This window comes from Azoarcus sp. Soil_N_20 (assembly GCF_057656155.1).
Genome location: NZ_JBDGKX010000002.1, coordinates 1 through 25,652, shown reverse-complemented (window position 1 = coordinate 25,652; position 25,652 = coordinate 1). Strand labels below are relative to the sequence as shown.

The 25,652-nt window shown below is 65.6% G+C and carries 26 protein-coding genes; 14 read left to right on the top strand and 12 right to left on the bottom strand.

Annotated features, from left to right (window positions below; translation table 11 throughout):
* Nucleotides 1-86: 86 nt before the first annotated feature.
* From AC3A35_RS04655 to AC3A35_RS04645, 3 genes are all read right to left on the bottom strand, one after another.
* The gene (locus AC3A35_RS04655; RefSeq protein WP_487434752.1) at nucleotides 87-656 is read right to left on the bottom strand and encodes a chemotaxis protein CheB; all 570 of its coding nucleotides are present in this window, start codon (nucleotides 654-656) and stop codon (nucleotides 87-89) included.
* A 289-nt stretch (nucleotides 657-945) separates the two neighbouring features.
* Nucleotides 946-1,119 carry a hypothetical protein gene (locus tag AC3A35_RS04650; RefSeq protein WP_487434751.1) on the bottom strand — a complete coding sequence of 58 codons (174 nt, stop codon included), beginning with the start codon at nucleotides 1,117-1,119 and terminating at the stop codon, nucleotides 946-948.
* 118 nt (nucleotides 1,120-1,237) lie between these two features.
* Complete coding sequence (locus tag AC3A35_RS04645) at nucleotides 1,238-3,598, bottom strand: phosphoketolase family protein (RefSeq protein WP_487434750.1); 2,361 nt, start codon at nucleotides 3,596-3,598, stop codon at nucleotides 1,238-1,240.
* Between the two features lie 277 nt (nucleotides 3,599-3,875).
* Here AC3A35_RS04645 and AC3A35_RS04640 point away from each other — a divergent pair, with 277 nt between their 5' ends.
* The 6 genes from AC3A35_RS04640 (at nucleotide 3,876) to AC3A35_RS04615 (ending at nucleotide 7,573) form a co-directional block, all read left to right on the top strand.
* The gene (locus tag AC3A35_RS04640; RefSeq protein WP_487434749.1) at nucleotides 3,876-4,253 is read left to right on the top strand and encodes a hypothetical protein; all 378 of its coding nucleotides are present in this window, start codon (nucleotides 3,876-3,878) and stop codon (nucleotides 4,251-4,253) included.
* Nucleotides 4,254-4,398: 145 nt separating this feature from the next.
* On the top strand, nucleotides 4,399-4,794 hold the full coding sequence (locus tag AC3A35_RS04635) for a DUF4398 domain-containing protein (RefSeq protein ID WP_487434748.1): 396 nt from the start codon (nucleotides 4,399-4,401) through the stop codon (nucleotides 4,792-4,794).
* 20 nt (nucleotides 4,795-4,814) lie between these two features.
* Entirely contained in the window at nucleotides 4,815-5,657 is an 843-nt protein-coding gene (locus AC3A35_RS04630; RefSeq protein WP_487434747.1) for an OmpA family protein, read from the top strand.
* Between the two features lie 128 nt (nucleotides 5,658-5,785).
* Nucleotides 5,786-6,289 carry a ferritin-like domain-containing protein gene (locus AC3A35_RS04625; protein WP_487434746.1) on the top strand — a complete coding sequence of 168 codons (504 nt, stop codon included), beginning with the start codon at nucleotides 5,786-5,788 and terminating at the stop codon, nucleotides 6,287-6,289.
* Nucleotides 6,290-6,493: 204 nt separating this feature from the next.
* The gene (locus AC3A35_RS04620) at nucleotides 6,494-7,105 is read left to right on the top strand and encodes a hypothetical protein (protein ID WP_487434745.1); all 612 of its coding nucleotides are present in this window, start codon (nucleotides 6,494-6,496) and stop codon (nucleotides 7,103-7,105) included.
* Between the two features lie 126 nt (nucleotides 7,106-7,231).
* The gene (locus AC3A35_RS04615) at nucleotides 7,232-7,573 is read left to right on the top strand and encodes a hypothetical protein (RefSeq protein ID WP_487434744.1); all 342 of its coding nucleotides are present in this window, start codon (nucleotides 7,232-7,234) and stop codon (nucleotides 7,571-7,573) included.
* Between the two features lie 100 nt (nucleotides 7,574-7,673).
* On the opposite strand, the gene mog is transcribed toward AC3A35_RS04615, so the two are convergent.
* Both mog and yjgA read right to left on the bottom strand, forming a co-directional pair.
* Nucleotides 7,674-8,264: a molybdopterin adenylyltransferase gene (mog, locus tag AC3A35_RS04610; RefSeq protein WP_487434743.1), complete on the bottom strand. Its 591-nt coding sequence runs from the start codon at nucleotides 8,262-8,264 to the stop codon at nucleotides 7,674-7,676.
* The gene (gene yjgA, locus AC3A35_RS04605) at nucleotides 8,261-8,863 is read right to left on the bottom strand and encodes a ribosome biogenesis factor YjgA (protein ID WP_487435362.1); all 603 of its coding nucleotides are present in this window, start codon (nucleotides 8,861-8,863) and stop codon (nucleotides 8,261-8,263) included. Before yjgA ends, mog begins: the two co-directional genes overlap by 4 nt.
* A gap of 64 nt (nucleotides 8,864-8,927) precedes the next feature.
* On the opposite strand from yjgA, the gene pmbA reads away from it, so the two are divergent.
* Nucleotides 8,928-10,268: a metalloprotease PmbA gene (gene pmbA, locus AC3A35_RS04600; RefSeq protein ID WP_487434742.1), complete on the top strand. Its 1,341-nt coding sequence runs from the start codon at nucleotides 8,928-8,930 to the stop codon at nucleotides 10,266-10,268.
* A gap of 216 nt (nucleotides 10,269-10,484) precedes the next feature.
* Here pmbA and AC3A35_RS04595 read toward each other — a convergent pair whose 3' ends face one another.
* Entirely contained in the window at nucleotides 10,485-11,705 is a 1,221-nt protein-coding gene (locus AC3A35_RS04595; protein ID WP_487434741.1) for a lytic murein transglycosylase, read from the bottom strand.
* A 99-nt stretch (nucleotides 11,706-11,804) separates the two neighbouring features.
* On the opposite strand from AC3A35_RS04595, the gene AC3A35_RS04590 reads away from it, so the two are divergent.
* The 4 genes from AC3A35_RS04590 to AC3A35_RS04575 all read left to right on the top strand — a co-directional run bounded on the left by AC3A35_RS04590 (nucleotide 11,805) and on the right by AC3A35_RS04575 (nucleotide 15,768).
* Nucleotides 11,805-12,740 (top strand): nucleoside recognition family protein, encoded by a 936-nt coding sequence (locus AC3A35_RS04590; RefSeq protein WP_487434740.1) that lies wholly within the window; start codon nucleotides 11,805-11,807, stop codon nucleotides 12,738-12,740.
* 277 nt (nucleotides 12,741-13,017) lie between these two features.
* On the top strand, nucleotides 13,018-13,377 hold the full coding sequence (locus AC3A35_RS04585; RefSeq protein WP_487434739.1) for a CidA/LrgA family protein: 360 nt from the start codon (nucleotides 13,018-13,020) through the stop codon (nucleotides 13,375-13,377).
* Nucleotides 13,374-14,108, top strand: a complete 735-nt coding sequence (locus AC3A35_RS04580; protein WP_487434738.1) for an LrgB family protein — start codon at nucleotides 13,374-13,376, stop codon at nucleotides 14,106-14,108. The genes AC3A35_RS04585 and AC3A35_RS04580 overlap by 4 nt, the downstream gene beginning before the upstream one ends.
* 34 nt (nucleotides 14,109-14,142) lie before the next feature.
* Nucleotides 14,143-15,768 (top strand): MFS transporter, encoded by a 1,626-nt coding sequence (locus tag AC3A35_RS04575; protein WP_487434737.1) that lies wholly within the window; start codon nucleotides 14,143-14,145, stop codon nucleotides 15,766-15,768.
* A 67-nt stretch (nucleotides 15,769-15,835) separates the two neighbouring features.
* Here AC3A35_RS04575 and AC3A35_RS04570 read toward each other — a convergent pair whose 3' ends face one another.
* The 4 genes from AC3A35_RS04570 to purM form a co-directional block, all read right to left on the bottom strand.
* The gene (locus tag AC3A35_RS04570) at nucleotides 15,836-16,324 is read right to left on the bottom strand and encodes a hypothetical protein (protein ID WP_487434736.1); all 489 of its coding nucleotides are present in this window, start codon (nucleotides 16,322-16,324) and stop codon (nucleotides 15,836-15,838) included.
* A gap of 14 nt (nucleotides 16,325-16,338) precedes the next feature.
* Nucleotides 16,339-19,425, bottom strand: a complete 3,087-nt coding sequence (locus AC3A35_RS04565; RefSeq protein ID WP_487434735.1) for an efflux RND transporter permease subunit — start codon at nucleotides 19,423-19,425, stop codon at nucleotides 16,339-16,341.
* A 10-nt stretch (nucleotides 19,426-19,435) separates the two neighbouring features.
* Nucleotides 19,436-20,548, bottom strand: coding sequence for an efflux RND transporter periplasmic adaptor subunit (locus tag AC3A35_RS04560; protein ID WP_487434734.1), 1,113 nt, complete (start codon nucleotides 20,546-20,548; stop codon nucleotides 19,436-19,438).
* 196 nt (nucleotides 20,549-20,744) lie between these two features.
* Nucleotides 20,745-21,791: a phosphoribosylformylglycinamidine cyclo-ligase gene (gene purM / locus AC3A35_RS04555; RefSeq protein ID WP_487434733.1), complete on the bottom strand. Its 1,047-nt coding sequence runs from the start codon at nucleotides 21,789-21,791 to the stop codon at nucleotides 20,745-20,747.
* A gap of 139 nt (nucleotides 21,792-21,930) precedes the next feature.
* Between purM and AC3A35_RS04550 the strand changes: the two genes are divergently transcribed.
* From AC3A35_RS04550 to AC3A35_RS04540, 3 genes are read left to right on the top strand one after another with little or no spacing between them, the layout of a single operon-like run.
* Nucleotides 21,931-23,010, top strand: coding sequence for an AI-2E family transporter (locus tag AC3A35_RS04550; RefSeq protein WP_487434732.1), 1,080 nt, complete (start codon nucleotides 21,931-21,933; stop codon nucleotides 23,008-23,010).
* Entirely contained in the window at nucleotides 23,007-23,693 is a 687-nt protein-coding gene (hda, locus tag AC3A35_RS04545) for a DnaA regulatory inactivator Hda (protein ID WP_487434731.1), read from the top strand. Before AC3A35_RS04550 ends, hda begins: the two co-directional genes overlap by 4 nt.
* A gap of 31 nt (nucleotides 23,694-23,724) precedes the next feature.
* The gene (locus AC3A35_RS04540; RefSeq protein WP_487434730.1) at nucleotides 23,725-24,387 is read left to right on the top strand and encodes a histidinol-phosphatase; all 663 of its coding nucleotides are present in this window, start codon (nucleotides 23,725-23,727) and stop codon (nucleotides 24,385-24,387) included.
* A 121-nt stretch (nucleotides 24,388-24,508) separates the two neighbouring features.
* Here the strand turns inward: AC3A35_RS04540 and AC3A35_RS04535 are convergent, their stop codons facing one another.
* Together AC3A35_RS04535 and AC3A35_RS04530 are read right to left on the bottom strand one after the other, a co-directional pair.
* Nucleotides 24,509-24,775: a PAAR domain-containing protein gene (locus AC3A35_RS04535; RefSeq protein ID WP_487434729.1), complete on the bottom strand. Its 267-nt coding sequence runs from the start codon at nucleotides 24,773-24,775 to the stop codon at nucleotides 24,509-24,511.
* A gap of 26 nt (nucleotides 24,776-24,801) precedes the next feature.
* The coding region (locus AC3A35_RS04530; protein ID WP_487434728.1) for a T6SS immunity protein Tli4 family protein at nucleotides 24,802-25,652 on the bottom strand (851 nt) is incomplete at its 5' end.

Genomic DNA, 25,652 nt, shown 5'->3' with positions numbered 1-25,652 from the left:
ATAGTTGTTCTATGGAACAAAAGACCGGCGGATATGGACCGCTTCTCCCACTGGCGCAGTAGATCAGTCTCAAGTCCGACAGACTCCTAGGTTTCAGCGCGTGCGATCCGCGCGATCTCGTGCGCGATCTCTTCGGGCGACAACACAAAATCGATGCATCCGGTGTCGATTGCGCTCTCCGGCATATCGGGCTGATTCGCGGTGGCAAGTTTCTGCGCGATGGTAATACCCCCCACTTCCTGAATGCCGCACAGTGCCGCGGCCCCGTCGCCGTCGTAGCCGGAAACAATGACGGCGATGAGCTTGCCGTCCCAGTAGCGGGTCAGCGAGCGCAGGAAAACCGTGATGACATCGGGCCATCCCCGTGGCTTTGATATCGCTTTGAGGTGGAATTCTCCACCTTCGACGTGCAAGTCCCGATTGGCAGGAATGATGAATACATGATTGGGCTCGATCACCAGATTCTCGGTGATCAGCTCGACCGGCATTGCGGTGAAACGTGGCAGTACCAGATGAAGTTGAGTCGGCACGATGGTGATGTGATTGACGATGACAACCGCCACACCCATATCAGCCGGAAGATTCTTCAACAATCGGATGTAGGCGTCGAGACCGCCCGCCGAACCACCGACGCACACGATCGGAAAGTTTTTCATTTTGACCCACTCCTGCCGAATCGACTGCAACGACTCGTCGTCCCGATGCGCTGAACACCGGGTTCTGCTTTCAACTGCGCTTGTTGCCCCTGCCGACACGCCGGCGATGAGACCGGAACCGATGCTAGGAGGCTGTCGGACTTGAGCGATCGTCACGAGCCGAGTGGGAAAGCGAAGACAGATTCGGCCGTTTTTTAGGCGCATAGTTATTCTATGCAACAAAAAAACGGGCGGATATGGACCGTTTCTCCCACTGGCGCAGTAGATCAGTCTCAAGTCCGACAGACTCCTAGAGTCCGATCCCTTCCAGGCTGAATACACACGCCGCGCCCAGCGCAAGCAATACCAGTGAGGTGCCGAACAGGCGTGCCACGAAACGGCCCGGATCGCGCCGACCCGCGGACTCGTTGATCGCGGCACGCACTGCCGGTGAAATGACGATGAGCGGATTGCTGCTTTTCATTGAGCCTCTCCTGCCTACTTCATCCCCCGCACACACCGGATGCGGTTTCAATGGATTTAGTATGAAGATGTAACCGGCTTCGCGCTGTACGCTGCCGCACATACTCAGCTGCCTGTCCTTACCCGCCCCACCGCCAATCGCGCACTTCGGGCATATCCTCGCCGTGTTCGCTGACGTGGGCCTTGTGCCGCGCGATGGTCTCGCGATATCGCTCGCTCGCCAGGTCGACCTGGTTGCGCAGGCGCGGTACGCGGCGGATGGCATCGAGCGCGAGTTGATAGCGATCGATGTTGTTCAGCACCACCATGTCGAAAGGCGTGGTGGTGGAGCCCTCCTCCTTGTAGCCGCGCACATGCAGATTGTGGTGGTTGTGGCGGCGGTAGGTCAGGCGGTGGATCAGCCAGGGGTAGCCGTGAAAGGCGAACACGATCGGGCGGTCCCGGGTAAACAGGGCGTCGAACGCATCGTCGTCGAGTCCGTGCGGATGCTCGGCCTGCGGCTGCAAGGTCATCAGGTCGACCACGTTGACCACGCGAATGCGGATGTCAGGCACGTATTCGCGCAACAGGGTGACCGCCGCCAAGGTCTCCAGCGTGGGCACATCCCCGGCGCAGGCCATCACCACATCGGGATCGCCCCCGTCGTTGCTGGCCCACTGCCAGATCCCCGCGCCCGCCGTGCAGTGCCGCTCGGCTTCGTCGATATCGAGCCACTGCCATTCGGGCTGCTTGCCGGCGATGATCAGGTTCACATAATTGCGGCTGCGCAGGCAATGATCGCCGATCGCGAGCAGGCAATTGGCGTCGGGCGCAAGATAGATGCGCACCACGTCGGGGCTCTTGTTGGCGACGTGATCGATGAAGCCCGGGTCCTGATGCGAGAAGCCGTTGTGGTCCTGACGCCAGACATGCGAGGTGAGCAGATAGTTGAGCGATCCGATCGGCTTGCGCCACGGAATGTCTCGGCACACCTTGAGCCACTTCGCATGCTGGTTGAACATCGAGTCGATGATGTGGATGAACGCCTCGTAGCACGAGAACAGGCCGTGGCGCCCGGTCAGCAGATAGCCTTCGAGCCAGCCTTCGCACAGGTGCTCACTCAGCACGTCCATCACCCGGCCGTCGGCCGAAAGATCCTCATCGTTCGCCTCGATGCCGGCCATCCACGTCTTGCCGGCCACATCGATCACCGCGCCGAGCCGGTTGGATGCGGTCTCGTCGGGGCCGAACACGCGAAAGTTGCTGTTCGGCAGGTTCACGCGCATCACTTCGGCAAGAAAGCTGCCGAGCACGCGAGTGGCTTCGGCCTTCACGCTGCCCTGCACCGTAAACGTCAAGGCAAAATCGCGGAAATCCGGCATCACCAATGCCTTCAACAGCACCCCGCCGTTGGCATGCGGATTGGCACCCATACGCCGCGTACCCGCCGGCGCGAGTGCGGCGAACTCGTCGCGAAAGCGGCCCCCATCGTCAAACAGCTCCTGTGGCGCATAGCTGCGCATCCAGTCTTCGAGCTGGGCGACATGTCCGGGGGTCTTGAATTCCGCGATCGGCACCTGGTGGGCACGCCAGCTGCCTTCGACCTGGTGACCATCGACCGTTTTCGGTCCGGTCCACCCCTTCGGGCTCTGGAACACGATCATCGGCCAGCGCGGGCGCAGTGGTTGATTCGGCGCGTCGGATGCCCGCGCCGCAGCCTGGATGGTGCGAATCTTGATCAGGACGGTATCGAGCGTTGCGGCCAGTAGCCGGTGCATCGCCATCGGCTCGTCACCGACCACGAAGTGCGGCTCATAGCCGTAGCCGCGAAACAGCTCGGCGAGCTCGGCGCGGCCGATCCGGGCAAGCACGGTCGGATTGGCGATCTTGTAGCCGTTCAGGTGCAGGATGGGCAGCACCGCACCGTCGCGCGCGGGGTTGAGGAATTTGTTCGAATGCCAGCTGGTGGCCAGCGCACCGGTTTCCGCCTCGCCGTCGCCGACGATGCAGGCCACGATCAGATCGGGATTGTCGAACGCAGCACCATAGGCGTGGGCGAGCGAATAGCCCAGCTCGCCGCCCTCGTGGATCGATCCCGGGGTTTCCGGCGCAACGTGGCTCGGTATGCCATAAGGCCAGGAAAACTGGCGGAACAGCGCCAGCATGCCGTCGCGATCGCGGCCGATGTCGGGATAGGTCTCGGTATACGAGCCCTCCAGATAGGTGTTCGCAACCAGGCCCGGCCCGCCATGCCCGGGCCCGATGATGTTGATCATGTCCAGGTCGTGATCCCTGATCAGGCGGTTCAGGTGTACGTAGAGGAAATTCAGCCCCGGCGTGGTGCCCCAGTGCCCGAGCAGGCGCGGCTTGATGTGCTCGAGGGTGAGCGACTCCTCGAGCAGCGGATTCGCGCGCAAGTAGATCTGCCCGACCGAGAGGTAGTTCGCCGCACGCCACCAGGCGTGCATCCGCTCCAGGAGTTCGGGGTTCAGCGACGTCATGGTCATTTGCTCCGTGATGAAACAGATGGGGATCGGCGGTGCGGGGACCCCGGTCATCCGGCGCACCTGTCGGTGATCCGCTACCGCATCCTGAGCCAAGTCTGGTCACGCCACCTGCATGAGTCTGTCTGCCAGCGCACAGACGCGCCACCCATTCACTGGGATCGTCGCCATAAGCGTAACTCGCACTTGCGCGGGTGCCGGGTCGTCGGCGAGTCACTCCATGGCCGCGACCCGTCGGCGACGGAGTCCAACTGAGCGCGGGGAAGTTTCCATCATGAACACAGGCTTCCGAACGGCAAGCGTCGTCGGCACGCGCCGCGCCGGCGCCACCCATGGACCGGCGCTCAGGCTGCTCCTCAGCCTCGTCGCGCTCGGCTCGGCGGGATGTGGCGATATGGCGCCGCCTGCCGCAGGGGGGCTCCCGCAGCCAGCCCTGCCCGCACCCGGCCCGATGCGCCACACCGTACCCCAAGGCAGTTCGCAGGCAGCGGTCCCACCGCCCGCTGCAGCGGGACTGGCCGCCGGCGCCGACGAAACCGTTGTCGACCATCCCACCGTCGGCAGTGCGGGCACCACGCGCATCGTGTTCCTGCACGGCCTGCATTCGCCCTTTGGCATGGCCCTCGCCATGTCGCGAATGCCGACGCCCTGATGACGCCGGTCGGAAGCTCATTTCCGTCGGTGCGCCGGCACACAGACGGGCACCTGGCGCACGCCCATACTCGGCCCGAGGTGATGCTCCTGTCACATCGCGTCCCCGCTCTTCGGGGCCAGAACACGAATACCAAGGAACGATAATGAACGCCCTGCCCTTGATCCCCAGCCGGCCCATCGCGCTGACATTCGCGCTTGCAGTGACCGCACTCGTGGCACTCGGCGGCTGCGCCAGCACGCCGGCCCCGATCGAAAAAATGGCCGTGGCCGAAGCCGCGATTCAGACCGCCACCACCACCAGCACCAGCGCAGGTGCCCCGGGCGAACTTCAGATCGCCACCGCCAAGCTCGCCAGCGCGCGCCAGGCGATGGCCGACGAAAACTACGAACGGGCCGGGCAGCTCGCCGAGCAGGCCGAGCTCGATGCCCAGGTCGCGGTGCTGCACGCCCAGTCGGCGCGCGCGCGCACGTCGGCACAGGAATCGCAGGACGCCGCTCGCGCGTTGCGCGACGAGATCAACCGCAAGACCGTCCGTTGAACGGATCAGGAGTCGAGAAAATGAAAGCACGCATCCTCGTTGTCGCCACGCTGACCGCCGCCCTGGCCGGCTGCAGCTCCGTTCCCGAGCGCAACAGCTCGCTCGACCAGGCCCGCAGCCGCTATGTATCGGCGCAGGCCAACCCGCAGATCAACGCACTGGCGCCCGACGAATTGAAGAGCGCGGGCGAATCGCTGCGGGTGGCGGAAAAGGCGATGACCGACGGTAGCCCCACCACCACCGTCGATCACCTCGCCTACATGACCGCCCAACGCGTGGTCATTGCGCAGGAAACCGCTTCGAGCCGGGCATCGCAGGCCATCACCACCGGCGCTGCCGCCGAGCGCGACAAGCTGCGCCTCGGCATGCGCACCGCCGAGGCCGACAGCGCGCAACGCCAACTCGTCCAGTCGCAGCAGGATGTACAGCGCAGTGACGCGCGGATCAGCAGTCTGGAATCGGAACTCAAGGAACTCAACGCAAAGGCGACCCCGCGCGGTATGGTGGTGACCCTGGGCGACGTCCTGTTCAGGACCGGACAGTCACAGCTCCAGCCCGCCAGCGCAATCGACCTGGCAAAGCTGGCCGACTTCTTCAAGCGCAATGCTGAGCGGACCGCCTCGATCGAGGGCCACACCGACAGCGTCGGCAGCGCCAGTGCCAACCACACCCTGTCCGAGCGGCGTGCCAATGCGGTGATGACGGCGCTGGTGCAACTCGGCGTACCGGCGGATCGGCTGCGCACGCAGGCGTTTGGTGAAGAGAACCCGACCGCCAGTAACGACAATACAACCGGTCGCCAGATGAACCGGCGGGTCGAGATCGTGTTTGCGTCGCAAAGCGCAGCGATCTCGCCCAGGTAGGCAGGCAAACGCCTTGGCGGGGCCCGGCCCACACCACCGACAAGCGGGCGGCCCCATCCTGAAACAGATCATTCGAGGTAAGGATAATGACAAAGTCACTCGTTTCAACCGACGTGGAAGGGCTGCGCGTGCGCGCCCGCCAGCACATTGACGAAGGTGCAGTCACCTCCGGTTACAGCGCACATCGCAAGACCATACTGAAGCGGCTCAACGACGCGCTCGCGACCGAAACCGTCTGCGTGCTGCGCTATCGGCGCCATCATTTCATGGCGCGCGGCATTCACTCGCAAGCCGTCGCGGCCGAGTTCCTTGTCCATTCCAACGAAGAGCAGGCGCACGCGGACCAACTGGCTGCGCGCATCGTGCAACTGGGCGGCGAGCCGGATTTTTCCCCCGATACCCTGGTCAGCCGCAGCCATGCCGAATACGTGGAAGGAAGCTCGCTGGCAGACATGATCACCGAAGATCTGGTCGCCGAGCGGATCGCCATCGACAGCTATCGCGAGTTCATTCAGTACATCGGCGATCAGGACCCCACCACCCGCCGCCTGCTCGAATCCATCCTCGCGATGGAGGAAGAACATGCCGATGACCTGGCTGATCTACTACACGAATTGCCACAGCAGGCGTAGGCGAAACATAGCTTGACCGGACCACAACCGATCGATCGAACGGTGCAGTCCGGGCATGCAGACGAGGTCATATGTTCGCTGGAAGACAGACGTGCCAGCCTGACCGGATCAGGCTGGCAGCACTAGATCAGATTCGCTGACCGACACAAGGCGTGCGTTCACGATTGATCCGGATCGTATCCACAAGGAATATAGGAGCAAGCCATGAACAAGTTCAAACTCGTCGCGCTTTCGGCCGCGCTGTGCGTCGGCATGGCCACCAGTGCCATTGGCGCCGACATGACCAAGACCGAGCACCAGGCTGCCGCGGATGCCATCTCGGCCAAGTACAAGGCGGACAAAGAGAACTGCAAGTCGATGACAGGCAACGCTAAGGATATCTGCGAGGAACAAGCCAAAGGCCATGAGGCCGTCTCGAAAGCAGAACTGGAGGCAAACTACAAGCCATCGGACAAGAGCCGCCTCAATGTAAGCATGGCCAGAGCCGAGGCAGCCTATGCCGTTGCCAAGGAGAAGTGCGACGACTTCGCCGGTAATGCCAAGGATGTGTGCGTCAAGGAGGCGGAAGCTGCGTTCGTAGCCGCCAAGGAAAACGCCAAGCTTGCGGAAAAGACCGCCGAAGCCGACGCCATCGCGCGCGAAAAAGCCGGTGATGCCAACGCAACGGCCCGGGAAACAAAGACTGAAGCACGCAAGGATGCGGCGAGCGAGAAGCGTGACGCCGACTACGCCACCGCAAAGGAAAAATGCGACGCGTTGGCCGGCGAGGCGAAAGACAGTTGCCTCGCCGCAGCCAAGTCACGCTACGCGCAGTGAGCGGACCGGATTCAAGCGCACGCCCACGCTCGGCAGTTTGAGCGCGCGACCCAACACACCCCATTTGACACTCGGCGGAGAAGCCTGCAACGGCTTCGCCGCCGGGGCCTGAACAGGAGCATCACCATGACCATAACGAGCAACGCTCTTATCGCCCCTACCGGCGCCGTGGCGAGCACCGTCGACCACGCCACGAACACCGCGCATCGGGCGATCGACAAGGCGTCCGGCACCCTTCATCCGGGCGTGGACCACCTTGCCGCCGGCGCGCATCAGGCGGTCAACACGCTCGCGGGTGCCACGACGAGGACAGCAGAAACGCTCGAACTGAGAGGCAAGCAGCTGCTTGATGCGCAATCGCGGCTCACCGCCAGGTGCTGCGCGCAAGTCCGCGAACGCCCGCTCACCTCGATCGGCATCGCGGTTGCCGGCGGCATGCTGCTCGGCTGGCTGTTGCGCCAGCGCTAGTCTTACTGCTCCAGTAAAAACAACGCACCATGAACGCTTCCTCGTCCCATTTCCGAGGAGCGTCCCGCACCAAGAGGGCAGGTTTCGACCCGCCCCGCGATCAAACCTGTTTCGGCCGAATCGCGTGTTTGGGCCGCCAGGCCTTGATCACCGTCTCGTCGGTCTCGATGTAGGGGCCGCCGATGAGGTCGATGCAATAGGGAATTGCAGCGAAGATGCCGACGTGGCTCACGCTGCCGTCGGCGCCCCGGACTCCTTCGAGGGTTTCCTTGATCGACTTGGGCTGTCCGGGCAGATTCACGATCAGGCTGTTGCCGCGGATCACCGCCACCTGCCGCGACAGGATCGCGGTGGGCACGAAGTTGAGGCTGATCCGGCGCATCTCCTCGCCGAAACCGGGCATTTCCTTGTCGCCGACCGCCAGCGTCGCCTCCGGGGTGACGTCCCGCACGGCCGGGCCGGTGCCGCCGGTGGTGAGGATCAGTGCGCAGTCCGCGGTGTCGGCCAGCTCGATCAGGGTGTGCTCGATGATCGCCCGCTCGTCCGGAATCAGCCGCGCCTCGACCGACCACGGCGTGGTCAGCGCCTTGCCCAGCCAGTCCTTCAGCGACGGAATGCCCTGGTCTTCGTAACGGCCATCGGAGGCCCGGTCGCTGATCGACACCAGGCCGATCTTGATGTGTTCGCTCATGAATGCTCCGTCTGATCGTTATCGTCCTGCCCGTGCTCACCCCCTGCAGCCTCCACCTGCGCCGCGGCGTCGAGATCGCGCAGCACCTTGAAGATCTCGCGGAAAGCCTTCGGCGGCTTGCTGTGCTCGCGTTCTTTCAGCGCGTTGCGGCGCAGCGTGCGCAGGTACTGCACATCGACCGTCGGCCAGGTGTCGACGATGTACTGGATGACTTTCTCGTCCTCGAGCAGGTCGGTGCGCAGTTTTTCCAGCCGGTGCTGGCGCGCGACCTCGGTCGAGGACAGGCCACGGAACACGTCGAGTTGAGCCTGGATGGGTTCGGGGTCGACCGTGCGCATCAGCTTGCCGACGTATTGCATCTGCCGGCGCAGGGCCTCATCCCGGCGGTTGCTGAAGCGCTGTGCCTCGCGGATCGCCAGGTACAGGGACTCGGGCAGTTCCAGTTTGCGCAGACGCTCGGGCGACAGCGCAACGAGCTCGGTGCCGAGATCCTGCAGGGCATGCATCGCCCGTTTGCGGCTGCTCTTGCTCGGCGGCTCGAAATCCTCCTCGTCGGAGTGCGGGCCTTTGGAACGGGGTGAATCAGCGTGAGAAGCCATCGTAGGACAAGCGTCGGGCGGGATCGGGGTAAGATTATAGCCTTTGCTTACCGGTCTCCTGCCCATGTCTGCTCCCGGCTTCTCCTTCTCCCAGACACACCTGCGCGAAATCGCCGCCGATATCCTCAAGTACGCCCGGAAAGGTGGCGCCTCGGCCTGCGAAACCGACGTGTCCGAAGGCTTCGGCCAGTCGGTCGCGATCCGCAAGGGCGAGGTGGACACGATCGAATACAACCGCGACAAGGGGGTCGGCGTCTCGGTCTATCTCGGCCAGCAGCGCGGCCACGCCAGCACCTCGGACTTTTCCAAGGCGGCCCTGAAAGCGACGGTCGATGCGGCATTGTCGATCGCCCGCTTCACCGCCCCCGATCCCTGCGCCGGACTCGCCGACAAGGCGCTGATGGCGAAGGATTGCCCCGATCTCGACCTGTTCCACCCGTGGGACATCACCGTCGACGGCGCGCTCGATCTCGCCCGCGAATGCGAGGCCGCCGCCTTTGCGGTCAGCCCGCAGATCTCGAATTCGGAAGGGGCCAACGTCTCGATCCAGCAGTCGCAATTCATTTCCGCCAACAGCCTCGGCTTCAGTGGCGGCTATGCCAGCACCCGTCACGGCCTGTCATGCTCGGTGATCGCCGGCGAAGGCGAGCGCATGCAGCGCGAATACTGGTACGACTCGCGCCGTGATGCGGCCGAGTTGATCAGCGCCGCAGACGTCGGCCGGATCGCCGGCGAACGTGCGCTGGCCCGACTCGGCGCGAAGAAGATCCGCACCTGCCAGGTGCCGGTGATCTTCGAGGCGCAGCTGGCGCTGTCCCTGATCGGCAACTTCGTGCAGGCGGTAAGCGGCGGTTCGCTATACCGCAAATCGAGCTTCCTGCTCGACAGCCTGGGTCAGCCGGTGTTTTCGCCGGTGGTCAGTATCGCCGAGCGCCCGCACCTGAAGAAGGCCTTCGGCACCTGCTATTTCGACAGCGACGGGGTCGCCACCCGGGATCGCGAGGTCGTCATCGACGGCGTGCTGCAGGGTTACTTCCTGTCCACCTACTCGGCGCGCAAACTCGGCATGCAGACCACCGCCAACGCCGGCGGCTCGCACAACCTGCGGGTCAGTGCCGGCAGCGACGATCTCGCCGGCCTCATCCGCAAGATGGACAAGGGCTTGCTGGTCACCGAACTGCTCGGCCAGGGCGTCAACTACGTCACCGGCGACTACTCGCGCGGCGCGGCCGGTTTCTGGGTGGAAAAAGGCAAGATCAAGCATGCGGTGGAAGAAATCACCATTGCCGGCAACCTGCGCGACATGTTCCGCAACATCGTCGCCATCGGCAACGACGCCCTGCCGCGCGGTGCAAAACACTGCGGGTCGATCCTGATCGAGCAGATGAAGATCGCCGGACGCTGAATCCCGGCGCGTGCTGCCCACCATCCTGTCGATGGCGCGCAACCTCGGCATGGAGATCATTGCCGAGGGAAGAAACCAGATCCCAGCGCGATCCCCTGGTTGGCGCCCGATGCACCGAATACCAGGGCTATCCGCTCGGACGTCCCGCCCCGGCGGACGAACTCGAGCGCTGGCGGAAGCACCGGCCGGGACACGCCGCAACGCGCTGACGGCAACTCAGCGCCGCGGCGTCGCAGCCTCCTGCAATGCGCGCAGGGTCTTCTGTCCGGCGCGACCGTCGGCGGTCAATCCGAGTTCGCCCTGCACCGCCTTGAGGGCCTCGCGCGTGCGCGCCCCGATCAACCCGTCGGGCTCGCCGATGTCATGGCCGCGAGCGATCAGCAATTGCTGCAGGGCACGTCGCTCGGCACGCGACAGACCGGGGTCATCGGTAGGCCATGCGGTCACGAAGGGCGCGCCGCCGCGCAGCCGGTCAGCGAGATGGGCAATCGCCAGCGCATAGCTCTCGGCCGCGTTGTAGCCGTAGAGCGCATCGAAATTGCGGCTCACCAGAAAAGCAGGTCCGTTGCCTCCGGCGATCAGCAACAGGCCGCTCGGCGGGCCTTCGACCGGAAGCGGCTGGCCATCGATCCGCTTCACCCCGCGTGCGGCCCAGTCCGCCAGCGGCCGTTTGTTGCGACGTCCGGCGAGCGAAGTGTCGAATCCGGCCGGCAGGGCAACCTCGAACCCCCACGCCTCGTCGCTGCGCCAACCGCCACGACGCAGGAAATTCGCGGTCGACGCGAGGGCATCCGGCACGCTGTCGACCAGGTCACGGCGGCCGTCCCCGTCGAAGTCGACCGCCAGGCGGATGAAGGTCGAGGGCATGAACTGGGTGTGGCCGAACGCCCCCGCCCACGAACCGTTCAGGCGCTCGGGGGCCACGTGCCCGTCCTCGATGATCTTCAGCGTGCTGAAGAATTCGCCGCGAAAGTAGGTCTGCCGCCGGCCGAAGCACGACAGCGTCGACAACGAGGTCAGCAAGGGCCGCCCCCCGAAGTTGCGGCCGAAGTTGCTCTCCACGCCCCACACCGCAACGACCGTCGCCGGATCCACGCCGTAGTCCGCTTCCACCTTGTGCAGCACGTCGCCCCACCGGGTCAGCATTTCGTGACCATCGGCAACCCGCTCGTCGTCGACCAATGCGGTCATGTAATCCCAGATCGGGGTCACGAACTCGGGCTGGGCATCGAGGAAGTCGATCACCGCCATATCGGGCTGCAACGGGGCCGCATGGGTATCGAAGGTGGCCACGGACACCCCGCGCTGCACAGACTCCGCCCGCAGGCGGGTCAGGCAGTCGGCGAACTCGGAGTCGGCGTGAGCCGGGATGGACAGGGCCACGGTCGCCGACAAGCTCAGCAAACGGGCAATGGATGCGGATGAGTTCGATTTCATGCCGCTATTTTACGCGCTCCGTCGATTCTGGCATCCCCACGCGTCCTGCGCCTTCGGTTTCACGCTACGATTCCCGCACCGCAACAATCCGTCCCCCTCATGGACCTCCTCACCGACATCATCCTGCGCGCCGGCCGCTCCGCGGTGGAGCTATCGCTGTTCGTCCTGCTGCCGATCATGGTGGTGATGCTGGCGCTGATGCGCCTGCTCGAAGCGCGCGGCGTACTCGACTGGGTGGTGGTGCGCCTCGCCCCGGCGCTGCGCCCCGCAGGCCTGACCGGGCTGGGTATCTTCGCCGCGCTGCAGATCAATTTCGTCAGTTTTGCCGCCCCGGTGGCGACCCTGACCATGATGGAGAGCCGCGGCGCATCCAATCGCCACCTCGCCGCCACGCTGGCGATGGTGATGGCGATGGCGCAGGCCAATGTGACCTTTCCGATGGCGGCGATGGGCCTGGCCTTCGGTCCCACCCTGCTGCTGTCGATGATCGGCGGGCTGACCGCAGCCGCCGCCACCTATCATCTGTTCGGCCGCGGCCTGTCGACCCTTGAAGCACCGATGGACGAGACCCTGCACCATCGGGTGGCCGAGGACGCCAAGGGGGTGCTCGACGTGATCAACCGCGCCGGCGCAGAGGCGTTCAAGATCGCGGTCGGCGCCATTCCGATGCTGGTGCTGGCCCTGGTGGCGGTCATGATGCTGCGTATGACTGGAGCCATCGACCTGCTCACCGCGGCCCTTGCGCCCGCCCTGCTCGCCGTCGGCCTCGACCCCAACCTGATTCTGCCGACGCTTACCAAGTACATCGCGGGCGGCACCGCCTACATGGGCGTGATGGACGAAATGCTGAAGAACGGCACCGCCACGGTGGAAACGCTGAACGGCAGCGCCGGCTTCCTGATCCACCCGCTCGACGTTGCCGGCGTCGCGGTACTGATCTCGGCCGGGCGCCGCGTCGCCCAGGTCTGGAGGCCGGCCGCCCTGGGTGCAGCGGTCGGCATCGCGATCCGGACCGTCGGCCACGGCTTTCTTTGATCACCCCGGAACCGTTCCAGGGTGGGCGTGGAGGGGCTGGGCGGGCTGTCAGGAGCGCCGTTGCGAAGTGTGCCGATGGGGAAACAAGGCGATGCATGTCTGAGGGAGCGCAGCGACCGAGTTTGCATCGCCGCCCCATCGGTGCATTTCGCAACGGGAAGCCGAAGGCCGCGAGTGTCTGCCCGCCCAGCCCCTCCACGCCCGCCCACCCTCGGACCTCACCGCGCCCCCCGCCATCCGCGCTAAGCTTCCGCCCGGAACCCAAGGAAGACTTACCATGCTCCAGGCCCTGACCATCCTGCTCGTCTATCAGCTCGTCGGCGAAACCGCCGCGCGCGCGCTCGACTTGCCCATCCCCGGCCCGGTCATCGGCATGGCCCTGCTCTTTGTCACCCTGATGCTGCGCGGCGGCCCGGACGAGCCGCTGCGCGACACCGCCGGCACCCTGCTCCAGCATCTGTCGCTGCTGTTCGTGCCGGCCGGCACCGGCATCGTGCTCTACGGCACCCGACTGGCCGACGAGTGGCTGCCGCTGACCGCGGCACTGGTCGGCAGCACCTTCCTGACCATTGCCGTCACTGCCCTGCTCCTCAAGGCCCTGAGCCGGCGTGGCCGGCACCCGGAAACACCGCAATGAACAGCAATCTCAGCGAGATCTGGGTCTACCTGTCGGCCACCCCGCTGCTCGGCCTGACCCTGACCCTGATCGCCTACCAGGCCGCATTCTGGATCTACCGACGGCTCGGCTTTCACCCGTTGGCCAATCCGGTGCTGCTCGCGGTGGCGATCCTCGCCAGCGTGCTGCTGCTGACCGACACCCCCTACACCACCTATTTCGACGGCGCCCAGTTCGTCCACTTTCTGCTCGGCCCGGCCACCGTCGCACTCGCCATCCCGCTCCATGCCCAATGGCCCAGACTCAAGGCCATGGCCGGTCCGCTGATCGTCAGCCTGGTGGCCGGATCGCTCACCGCCGCGCTGTCGGCCTACGCCATCGGCGCCGCGCTCGGTGCCAGTCGCGAGTCGCTGATGTCCCTTGCACCCAAGAGCGTCACCACGCCGATCGCCATGGCCGTGGCCGAGCGTCTCGGCGGCTTGCCCTCGCTTACCGCGGTCCTGGTCATCAGTACCGGGATCCTCGGTGCGGTCGGTGCGCGCTACGTCTATCAGTGGCTGCGTATCGAAGACCATGCCGTGCGCGGCTTCGCCATCGGCATTGCCTCGCATGGCATCGGCACCGCGCGCGCGTTCCAGGTCAGCGAGCAGGCGGGGGCCTTCGCCGCGCTGGCGATGGGATTGAACGGACTGGTCACCGCCCTGTCTCTGCCCTGGCTCCTGCCATGGATCGAAAGCCTGCTGCAGCGCTGAGCCCCGACAACACACGACCCCGAAGGACCACCCGATGCTGAGTGCGGCAAGCCGCTGGATCGATCGCAACATTCTCGAACTCGGCCGCGAAATGCGGCTGTCCTACCTGCCGCCGCTGATGGTGTATTGCGCCGCCGGGGTCTCGGGACTCACCGGCATCGTCGGCACCTTCTTCATCAAGGACTATCTCGACCTCTCCGCCGCTTTTCTCGCAGCGCTCGGCTTCTGGGCCGGCATCCCGTGGGCACTGAAGATGCCGATCGGCCATCTGGTGGACCTGCTGTGGCGCTACAAGAGCGGATTGGTCTATCTGGGTGCGAGCCTGATCGCCGCCAGCCTGCTGATCATGATCGGCCTGATCGGCAGCCCCGACGCGATGCGCGCGATGATGCCGGTGGAGGCCTGGTTCGTGCTGTCGGTGCTGCTGTCGCCGGTCGGCTACGTGATGCAGGACGCGGTGGCCGACGCGATGACCGTCGAGGCCGTACCGCGCATCGACGAGGCCGGCCGTCCGATCGACACCGACACCATCCGCCTGATGCACACCACGATGCAGATGCTCGGCCGGGTTGCGATCATCGGCGGCAGCGTGCTGGTGTCGGTGGCCAATGTGGCGATGTTCCAGGGGGCGGAACTGCTGCCGGAGGCCGAGAAGGTGGCGATCTACCTGCGCATCTACGAGTACGCGTTGATCATCCCGCTGCTGTCGGTGAGCGGGGTGCTGCTCGGCGGCGTGCTCAAGCGACGCGAGGCGCGGCGGCTGGCCGGACTCGGCCATGGCCGCGCCGCCATCGACCGCCTGCTCCACGACCCGGAGGAGAAAACCGCACCCAACTGGTGGATCCTCGGCGGCAGCGCCGCGTTCGTCGCGCTCACCCTCAGCGTGGGGCTCTCCGGCGTACCCTACGGCCAGGAGATCATCTTTGCCGGCTCCTTCGCCGTCATCGCGCTGATGATGAAGAAGCTGCTGCGTGAGCTGTCGCCCGAAGCGTCCCGCACCCTGCTCGGCACCGCAATCGTGATCTTCGTCTTCCGCGCCATGCCGGGCAGCGGCGCCGGGTCGGGGTGGTGGATGATCGACGAGCTCGGCTTCGATCAATCCTTCCTGTCCAAGCTCGACCTCATCACCAGCGCGCTGACGCTGGCCGGCCTGTTCCTGTTTCGTCGCTTCATGGCCGAGAAGTCGATTGCCAACATCGTCATCTTCCTGACCCTGGCCTCGACCGCGCTGTCCTCGCCCATCGTCGGCATGTACTACGGCCTCCACGAATGGACCGCAGCGATGACGGGCGGCATCGTCGACGCGCGCTTCATCGCCATCGCCAACACCGCGCTCGAATCCCCGCTCGGCCAGGTGGCGATGGTGCCGATGCTGGCCTGGATCGCCAACTCCGCGCCTTCGCATCTGAAGGCCACCTTTTTTGCGGTGATGGCCTCGTTCACCAACCTTGCGCTGTCGGCCGCGCAACTGGGCACCAAATACCTCAACCAGATCTTCATCGTGACCCGGGAGGTCAAGGATCCCGCCAGCGGGCTGGTGAAGACGCCGGCGGACTACAGCGAACTCGGTCTGCTCCTGGTGACGGTCACCACCCTGGGACTCTGCCTGCCGCTGATCGCGATCTGGCTGACACAGCGGATGGGTCTGCGCAGCGCGTAACAGGCATCGGACGACACGCGGGCGTGCTGAACGGCAGCAGGCTGCCGATGGCGAACGACCAAAAAAATCAGGCCGAGATACGAACTGCCGACGGCCCGGCCTGGGCGGCGGGCAGGGAACTGTTCTCGAGGTAGAGCTGCACCGACGGACGGGCTGCGGCGGTGGCCGCATCCGGCCGTTGCTCGGCCTGCGCCTGGGCGCGGGAAGCCCCGCGCGTCTCGGCAGAGCCTTGTGTCAGCTGCACGCGTGCCGGCTCCGAAGCGGGGCCAGGGGTGGCGAAGGTGGACACGGTTGCCGCAACCGCAGCCGTGTCGACCGGCGCAACGACCGTTACGGCTGGCGCACCCGCGGCCGGAACGACAGGCGGCGCGGGGACGTCAAGGCGCGTAGCCTGCTCCGCTGCCCGCCCCTGTTCACTGATACTGACCTGCGTCGCCACCCCGGTCTCGGGCGCAGCCGGTTCGCGCAACGCGTCGATGCCAAGCTGGCGCACGATGGGGCGAGCGGACTGCAGGGCCGAGGGGTCAGCGGCGGGAAGCCGCAGCGAGGTGTCCATGATGGTCTCCGGATTCAGACGTCTGCAGTCGCGGGCGACGAGCCGGCTTCGTCCGAAACCGTTTGCTGCCGTTCGCGACGGGCCAGCAAAGTATAGACGGTGGGCACCACGAAAAGCGTGAACAAAGTACCGAGCAGCAAGCCGCCGACGATCACCCAGCCGATCTGCTGCCGGCTCTCGGCGCCGGCACCGGTCGCCAGCGCGAGCGGGATCGCACCCAGCACCATCGCTCCGGTGGTCATCAGGATCGGCCGCAGGCGCAACACCGACGCTTCGATCACGGCCTCGCGCAATTGCATCCCGTGGTCGCGCAACTGGTTGGCGAATTCGACGATCAGGATGCCATGCTTGGTGATCAATCCGACCAGGGTCACCAGCCCGATCTGGCTGTACACATTGAGGGTGCCACCGGTCAGCCACAGCGCACCCAGCGCCCCGGCCATCGACAGCGGCACGGTGAGCATGATGATCAGCGGATCACGGAAGCTTTCGAACTGCGCCGCCAGCACCAGGTAGATGAAGGCCAGCGCAAGCAGGAAGACCAGTGCAAGACTCGCCGAACTGCTCTTGAACTCGCGCGACTGGCCGTCGTAGTCGATCGCGTAGCCAGGTGGCAGGATGCGGCCCGCGGCGTCCTCGAGGAAGGCGAGCGCCTCGCCCAGCGAATAGTCGGGCGCAAGATTGGCCGAGATCGTCACCGCACGGCGCTGGCCGAAGTGATTGAGTTCGCGCGGACTCAGGCTCTCGCTGACGGTGACCAGACTCGCCAGCGGCACCATCTCATCACTCTTGCCGCGCACGAAGATATCGCTGATGTCGCGCGGATCGGCCCGACTGCCGGCATCCATCTGCACCACCACGTCGTACTGCTCGGCATCGAGCTTGTAGCGGGTGACCTGGCGGCCGCCGAGCATCGTTTCGAGGGTGCGCCCGATGACATCGATCGACACCCCGAGATCGGCTGCGCGATCGCGATCCACCACCACACCGAGTTCCGGCTTGGTGAGCTTGAGGTCGGTATCCGGCGACACGAAGCCGGGGTTGGCGCGCATCTCGTCGACGATCAGCTCGGTGTAGCGCCCCAGTTCTTCGTACGATGCGGAACTGACCACCACCAGACTGACCGGGCGTGAGCGCGGACTCTGGCCAAACGCCGCCGGCAGCACCGGGAACGCGTTGATCCCGGGAATCGCGCGCAATTGCGGCCCGACCTCGGCCGCAATCGCCGCAGCGTTGCGATCACGCACCGACCAGTCGGTGAAGCCGGCAAAGGAAATGCCCTGCGACACCGTCGGATTGCCGGTGATGACCAGATAGCGATCCACGTCCGCGGTGCTGGAAAAAATCGTTTCGACCTGTCCCGCGTAGCGCGCCATGTAGTCCATGGTTGCACCTTCCGGACCGCTGAAGATGCTCACCACCCGCCCCCGGTCCTCGACCGGCGCGAGTTCGGATTTCAGTTGCCCGAGCAGCAGCACCGCACTGCCCGCCACCACCGCAAAGGCCAGCATCACCACCCAGCGCAGCCCGAGCATGCGCACCAGCATGCGGCGATAGCGCGCGGTGATCCATTCGAGGAAACGTTCGATCGCAACATACACGGCGCCGTGCTTGACCTCGTGGCGCAGTAGTTTGGAGCACATCATCGGCGACAGCGACAGCGCGACAAAGCCCGACACCAGCACCGCACCGGCCAGGGTCAGCGCAAACTCGGCAAAGAGCTTACCGGTGCGCCCGGTCATGAAGGCCACGGGCGCATACACCGCGGCCAGCGTAATCGTCATCGCCACCACCGCGAAACCGATCTCCCTCGCCCCGCGGAAGGCCGCGGCCAGCGGCTCCATACCATCCTCGATATGACGGTAGATGTTCTCCAGCATCACGATCGCGTCGTCCACCACCAGCCCGATCGCCAGCACCAGCGCGAGCAGGGTCAGGGTGTTGATCGAGAAGCCCATCACCAGCATCAGCGTAAAGGCGCCGACCAGCGACACCGGAATCGTCACCAGCGGCACCAGCATCGCCCGCCAGCTGCGCAGGAAGAACAGACACACCGCCGCCACCAGCAACACGGCCTCCCAGATGGTAGTGAACACGGACGCGATCGAGCGCTCGATGAACACGGTGGTGTCGTTGGCGATCGTCATCGACATGCCCTCGGGCAGCTCCGCCTCGAGCACCGGCAGCATCTCGACCAGGCCCTTCTTGAGATCGAGCGGATTGGCGGTCGATTGCTTGATCAGGCCAAGCGAGATCGATGGCCGACCCATGAAGCGCACCAGCGTGCGCTCGTTGGCGGGTGCCACCTCGACCCGGCCGATGTCGCGAATGCGTACCGGATAGCCGTCGGGGGTGGCCGCCGCGCGCACCACCACCGCCTCGAACTGCGCCGGCTCGGCAAGGTCGGTGCGCGCGACCACTGCGAACTCGCGTTCGCGACTCTCGATGCGGCCGGCGGGCAGTTCGACGTTCTGGCGTCGGATCGCGTCCTCCACCTCCTGCGCGGTAATACCGAACGCGGCGAGCCGGTCGCGATCGAGCCAGATCCGCATCGAGTAACGGCGCTCACCGAACACGCGTGCATCGGCCGCCCCGGGCAAGGTCTGCAACCGCGGCTTGACGATACGGCTGGCGAAATCGCTCATCTCCAGCGGTGAGTGACGGTCGGACGAGAACGCCACCCAGATGATCGGGTTGGCATCGGCCTCGACCTTGGAGATCACCGGCTCCTCGACATCGTCGGGCAACCGGCGCCGCACCCGCGACACCCGGTCGCGCACGTCGGCCGCCGCGCTGTCGGCGTCGCGCTCGACCCGGAAGCGCACGGTGATCTGGCTGCGCTCCTGGCGGCTGATCGAGGTCAGCACATCGACGCCCTCGATGCCCGCGAGCGAGTCCTCCAGCGGCTTGCTCACCTGCGATTCGACGATCTCGGCACTGGCGCCGCTGTAGGTGGTGTCGACCGTGACCACCGGCTCGTCGATGTTCGGATACTCGCGCACAGTGAGTCGCGAGTACGACATCAGGCCGATCAGGATCACCAGCAGCGACAGCACGGTGGCAAACACCGGGCGCTTGATGCAGATCTCGGAGATGACCATGGCGGCTCCCTCACCCCGCCTTTTCGGCGTGGCCCGTCGCTGCCGTCGGCACCACCCTCACCGTTGCGCCGTCGCGCAGCTTGAGCTGGCCGGCGGTGACCACCCGCACCCCGGCACTCAGACCCTCGACGATTTCCACCATGCCGGCCCGGCGTGCGCCGGTCCTGACGGCGACCCGGCGTGCCTTGTCACCATCGACTCGATAGACAAACTGCACATTGCCCGGTGCCGGAACGAGCGCCTCCTCGGGCACCACCAGCACTTCCGGCCGGTCCTGCAGGATCAGACGCACGCGGGCAAACACGCCCGGGCGCAGCCTGCCGTCGGCATTGGGCAGTCTGGCACGCAACAACACCGCCCGACCCTGCGCGTCGACCAGCGGGTCGATCGCATCGACGGTAGCGGGAAAGATCTCGCCCGGCAGCACGTCACTGGTCACTTCCAGGGTCTGACCGGGGCGCAGGCGCCCCAGATACAACTCGGGCAGGCGGAAGTCGAGCTTCAGGGTGGCGATGTCCTCGATGTTGACCAGCACTTCGCCATCCTTGACGAAGTCGCCGACGCTGACGTTGCGGATGCCGACCACGCCGTCGAACGGGGCGCGGATGCGGGTCCGTTCGAACTGCGCGGTGGCCAGCGCCACGGTGGCGCGCGCCACCTCGAGACGGGAAGCCGCCTCGTCCCGCGCGCTCTGACTGACGAAGCGGCGTGAAAACAGGTCCTCGGCGCGACGGGCATTGGATTCGGCAAGCCTCAGGTTCGCCCTCGCCTGCTGCAATTCCGCAAGCTGAACCGCAGCGTCGAATTCGATCAGCACCGCCCCCTTGCGCGCCGTGGTTCCGTCGCGGAAATGGATCGCGGCGATCCGCCCGGCGATTTCCGGACGCAGGATCACCGACTCGTTCGACACCAGCGAACCGACTGCGGTGACATCGTCCGCCATCGAGCGGGTGGCGACCGGTACGGCTTCGACATCCAGCGCCGGCATCGTTTCCGGCGCGGCAGCCCCGCCGCTGACTGCAACAGGCCCGGGGGCCCCCCGATTGGCCACCCAGGCATAGGCACCCAGCCCGACCAAGCCCACGGTACACAATGCAATAACGGAATATCGACGAACCGACATGGGGCAGACTCGGTAAAGCCTCACCCGATCAGCGCGGGAAGGACATTGCACATGGACTTCGGCACCGCTTGCGGGCGCCGTCCATCAACTCAGGACACCCTGCAGCCGGACAAGTTTCACGGCGCAGCCGGCCAGCCGCACGCCGCGGCCGGCGACCGGGTGCCCGCCGCGGCCTCGGCGCGGCACGCGCCGCCGGTCAGGCGACGATGGTCTGAGCCTCGCCGTCCGCGCGGACATCGAGGCGGCCGATGCGATATACCGTTTCGCCCGCGGCGTCGAGCTGCGCGACCACCGCGTCGGCACGGTCGGCGGCCACCACGACCACCATGCCGATGCCGCAGTTGAATACGCGGTACATCTCCTGCGCCTCGACGTTACCGGCCTCCTGCAGCCACTGGAACAGCGGCGGCAGGGTCCAGCTCGCGGCGTCGATGCGCGCGGTGAGTTCGTCGCGCAGAATGCGCGGCACGTTCTCGGTGATGCCGCCGCCGGTGATGTGGGCCATGCCCTTGACCACGCCCGGCATGGCCTGCATCAGTGCCAGCAGTGGCTTGACGTAGATCCGGGTCGGTTCCATCACCACGTCCCGCAGCGTGCGGCCGTGGAAATCGGCGTCGAGATCGGGCTTCGCCACCTCGATGATCTTGCGCACCAGCGAATAGCCATTGGAATGCGCGCCGCTCGAGGCAAGGCCGAGGACCACGTCGCCCGGCACGATCTTCGAGCCGTCGATGATGTCGGTCTTTTCCACCGCACCGACCGCGAAACCGGCGAGGTCGTATTCACCATCCGGGTACATGCTCGGCATCTCGGCGGTTTCGCCGCCGATCAAGGCGCAGCCGGCGAGTTCGCAGCCCTGGGCAATGCCCTTGATCACGTCGGCAGCGGTATCGACATCGAGCTTGCCGCAGGCGAAGTAGTCGAGGAAGAACAGCGGCTCGGCCCCCTGCACCAGAATGTCATTTACACTCATGGCCACCAGATCCTGGCCAACGGTGTCATGCTTGTTCAGCTGAAAGGCAAGCTTGAGCTTGGTACCCACCCCGTCGGTACCCGACACCAGCACCGGCTCGCGGTATTTCTTCGACAGCTCGAACAGGGCGCCGAAACCACCGATGCCACCCAGCACCTCGGGACGCATGGTGCGCTTGGCAAAAGGCTTGATGCGGTCGACCAGGGCATCGCCGGCCTCGATGTCGACGCCGGCATCACGATAGGAAAGGGAAGGTTTGTGGGCGCTCAAGGTCGTTCCTCTGGCAGTGCTGAATGCAGTTTTCAGTCACCCGGCGCCTGCCCGAGCTTGAGGGAGCAGCGCCAAGTGGCTACATTTATGTGTTTCGCGGGTCGCTTGCACCCGCGCCAAGCCACAGATTTTACTTGAAATGACCACACCTCGCGCCGACCGTCTGCAAACTGCCGTATGGGCCGGCGTCGCACTGGCGCTGTTCGGCCTGTTCTGGCTGCTGTCCCCGATCCTGACGCCCTTCGTGGTCGCGGCCGTATTCGCCTACATCTGCGATCCGGCGGTGGACTGGCTGATCCGCCGCAAAGTGCCGCGCACGGCCGCGGTATTGCTCGTGATCACCGGCATGGGCCTGGCGCTGATTGCGCTCGCCGTCATCCTGATGCCGCTCCTCTATCGCGAGGCGGTCAGCCTGATCCGCCGCCTGCCCGACCTGATCGAATTGTTCAACCTCAAGGCAAGCCCGCTGCTGATGGCCCGGCTGGGCATCGACATCCAGCTCGACGCCGAGCAGTTCCGCAACTGGATGGCCGAGCACTGGGACAGCGCACAGGATCTGGTTCCGGTCGTGCTGGGGCACCTCAAGACCGGCGGTCTCGCACTGGTCGGCGTGTTCGCCACCCTGTTCCTGATCCCGATCGTGATGTTCTACCTGCTGCAGGAGTGGCCGCGCATCCTGACCGGCTTGCAGACCGTGGTGCCGCGCCCGTGGCTGGAGCGCACCATGCGCATCATCGGCGATGTGGATCGGGTGCTGTCGGAGTTTCTGCGCGGCCAGTTGTCGGTCATGGTGTTGCTGGCGATCCTCTACAGTGTCGGACTGTGGATTGCCGGTCTCAACTTCGCGCTGCCGGTCGGCGTGCTGACCGGACTGCTGGGGTTCATCCCCTATGTCGGCTTCGGTGGCGGGCTGGTCCTGGCCATACTCGCTGCACTTCTGCAAGGCGACGGCTGGTCGCTGCTGATCGGGGTGGGCGTGGTCTACACCCTCGGTCAGGTGATCGAGAGCTTCGCCCTGACCCCGTATCTGGTCGGCGAACGCATCGGCCTGCATCCGCTGGCGGTGATCTTCGCGCTGATGGCCTTCGGCCAGTTGTTCGGCTTTGTCGGCGTACTGGTCGCCCTGCCCGTGAGTGCCGCATTGCTGGTCGGACTGCGCGAGGTGAGCAGCGCCTGGTTTGCCAGCCCGGTCTATCTGGGCAAACAGGACGACGCATGAAGCAGCTCGTTCTCGACATCCGCCCCGACGCACCGCCGACGCTCGACAACTTCGTGGTCGGTGCCAATATCGAACTGCTCGCCAGCCTGTCCCTGCTTGCCGCCGATCGCGGCCTGCTGCCGGCACCTCACCTCTATCTGTGGAGCGCGAACGGAAACGGGCGCAGCCACCTGCTGCAGGCAGCGGTCAGACTGGCTGCCGACGGTGGCCGTCCCACCTATTATCTCGGCGCCGACGCAGTGGGCGAGACCCTGCCCGAAACCACCGACGCCCTGGTCGCGATCGACGACGTCGACCGACTGCGGCCAGAGGCCCAGATCGCGCTGTTCAACGCGTTCAATCGTGCGCGTCTCAACGGCCAGTCGCTGCTGCTGTCAGGCCCGGCGGCACCGCTCGGACTGGTATTGCGCGAGGATCTCCGCACCCGCATCGGCCAATGCCTGATCTTCGAGGTCCAGCCGCTCGACGACGATTCGCGCGCGGCGATCCTGTCCGCCCTGGCCGAACGTCGCGGCATCCGGCTCGCCGACGAGGTGGTCGACTTTCTGCTGCGCCATGGCCGCCGCGACCTGCCCAGCCTGGTCGCGGCCTTCGATGCGCTCGATGCCGCGTCGCTGGAAAAGAAACGCCCGATCACCCTGCCCCTGCTGCGCGAGATGATGCAGCAGGGCCTGGCGATCTGACCCGTCCCATCCCGACTCATCCGGAAGATTCATGGATCTCGTACTGTTCGACCTCGACAACACCCTGCTCGCCGGCGACTCCGATTTCGCCTGGGCCCAGTTCCTGATCGGCAAGGGCGTGCTCGACCGCGAAGTGCAGGAAGCGAAGAACATCGCCTTCTACGAAGACTACAAGGCCGGCACCCTGGACATCTTCGCCTTTCTCGACTTCCAGCTCGCGCCACTTGCCCGTCACTCGCGTGCGGAACTCGACCGCTGGCATCGCGAGTTCATGGAAACCAGCATCCGCCCGATGGTCACCCCGCGCGCGCGCGCCCTGGTGGACGAACATCTGGCGCGCGGCGCGCTGGTGGTGGTGGTGACCGCCACCAACAGCTTCGTGACCGGACCGATCGCCCGCGAACTCGGCATCCATCATCTGATCGCCACCATCCCGGCGCAGGAGAACGGCGCCTTCACCGGCAAGCCGCGCGGCACCCCGGCATTCAAGGCCGGCAAGATCGAACGCGTCGACGCCTGGCTGGAATCCCTCGGCCTGTATTTCGGCAGCTTCGAGCAGACCTGGTTCTTCAGCGACTCGCACAACGACCTGCCCTTGATGCAGCGCGTGCAACGCCCGGTGGCAGTCGATCCCGACGACACCCTGCGCGCCCATGCGGAAAGCATGGGCTGGGCGGTGATCTCGCTCCGATAGGTTTGCCCGCCCCTTTCCCGGCGCTCGCCGGCGACGCACGCTCGCCAGTCACGTCCGCGATGTCATGAGCCCGCTGCCGGCCACGCCTGATGGGGGTGCCGCCATGCGATGGCGTTGCGTATCAATCGCGCGCGAAGTGGCCGATGGTGGCGATCAACGACGCCCCGCACGAGGTCTTGTGCCCCTCAAAAGCCACCGGAACACCGTCGACGGTGTAGTGCGGATCACCCTCGACGATGGTGCACGGGCCATGACCCTTCTTCGGACAGGAACAAAGATCGCCGACGCGGGCAACCGGGATGCCGTCGACCGTGTGGTTGGCGGCGGCAACCGAAACCACGGCGCCGCCATGCGAGGTCGGGTCGCCGAGGCGAATGATCGGACGCATGGGTGCAGGCTCCTTGATCGGGCGGCTCAGGTCGGCGAGGCGTCGCCGGATACGGGTCCGGAACCCGGGGCCGCGTCCGCCTCATAGGCGACCAGGGTCCACATCGTCGCTTGCCGCTTCAGCGCCCGCTCGCCGCGCAGCCGATCGAGGAGCGAGGCTTTGCCCGCAACCTGGATGGCCGGCATGGTGTCGCCTTCACGGAGGAAGCGGCGTTCGCCCTCTTCCGCCTGCCACACTCCGCTTTGCGGGCAGGCGCGCCCGGTCGCCAGCGGCGTGCCGAGCGCGGCCTTGGGTGCGATTGCCGGTTTGGCCGGCGTGGTCGGGCGCAGCCGGATGGAGTTGACCACCGCGTCGAAAAGCGCGACCGCGTCCTGCTCGCTGATCGTCGGGCGCTTGTCCAGCCATTTGGAAAGATGGCCGGTGGTGAGCTCCACCACCAGCGCCGGTTTGAAGGGATCGTTCAACGCGAAATGCGATTCCCAGCGAAAGGTGTGGGTCATGTAGCCTCCGTCCGAGGGCACCATCTCCAGCGACTCCTCGCCCGGGTAGTCGCCCACGTCACGCCGACCTTCGCGGACCGTCTTGATATGCCGCATGAGGGGCACGTACTCGGCCGGCACCTCCGCACCCTTGATCCGTTCGAGCAGGGACGGCTCGGCCTTGTGCATCGTGGAACTGCTGACCGTAAGCTCCATGTCGGGCCACTGCTTGAAATCCAGCGAGATCTCGACGCTTTCGTGAGCCCGCTCGCTGCCGTCGGTGGCGATGAAGCCGTGCTCGATGCACAGGCCGGGGTCGGTGGGGATTTCGGTGGCACTGCGGGCACGCAGTCCGGAGAGCAGGCGCGATTGAAGACGCTCAAAAACGGATTCGAGTC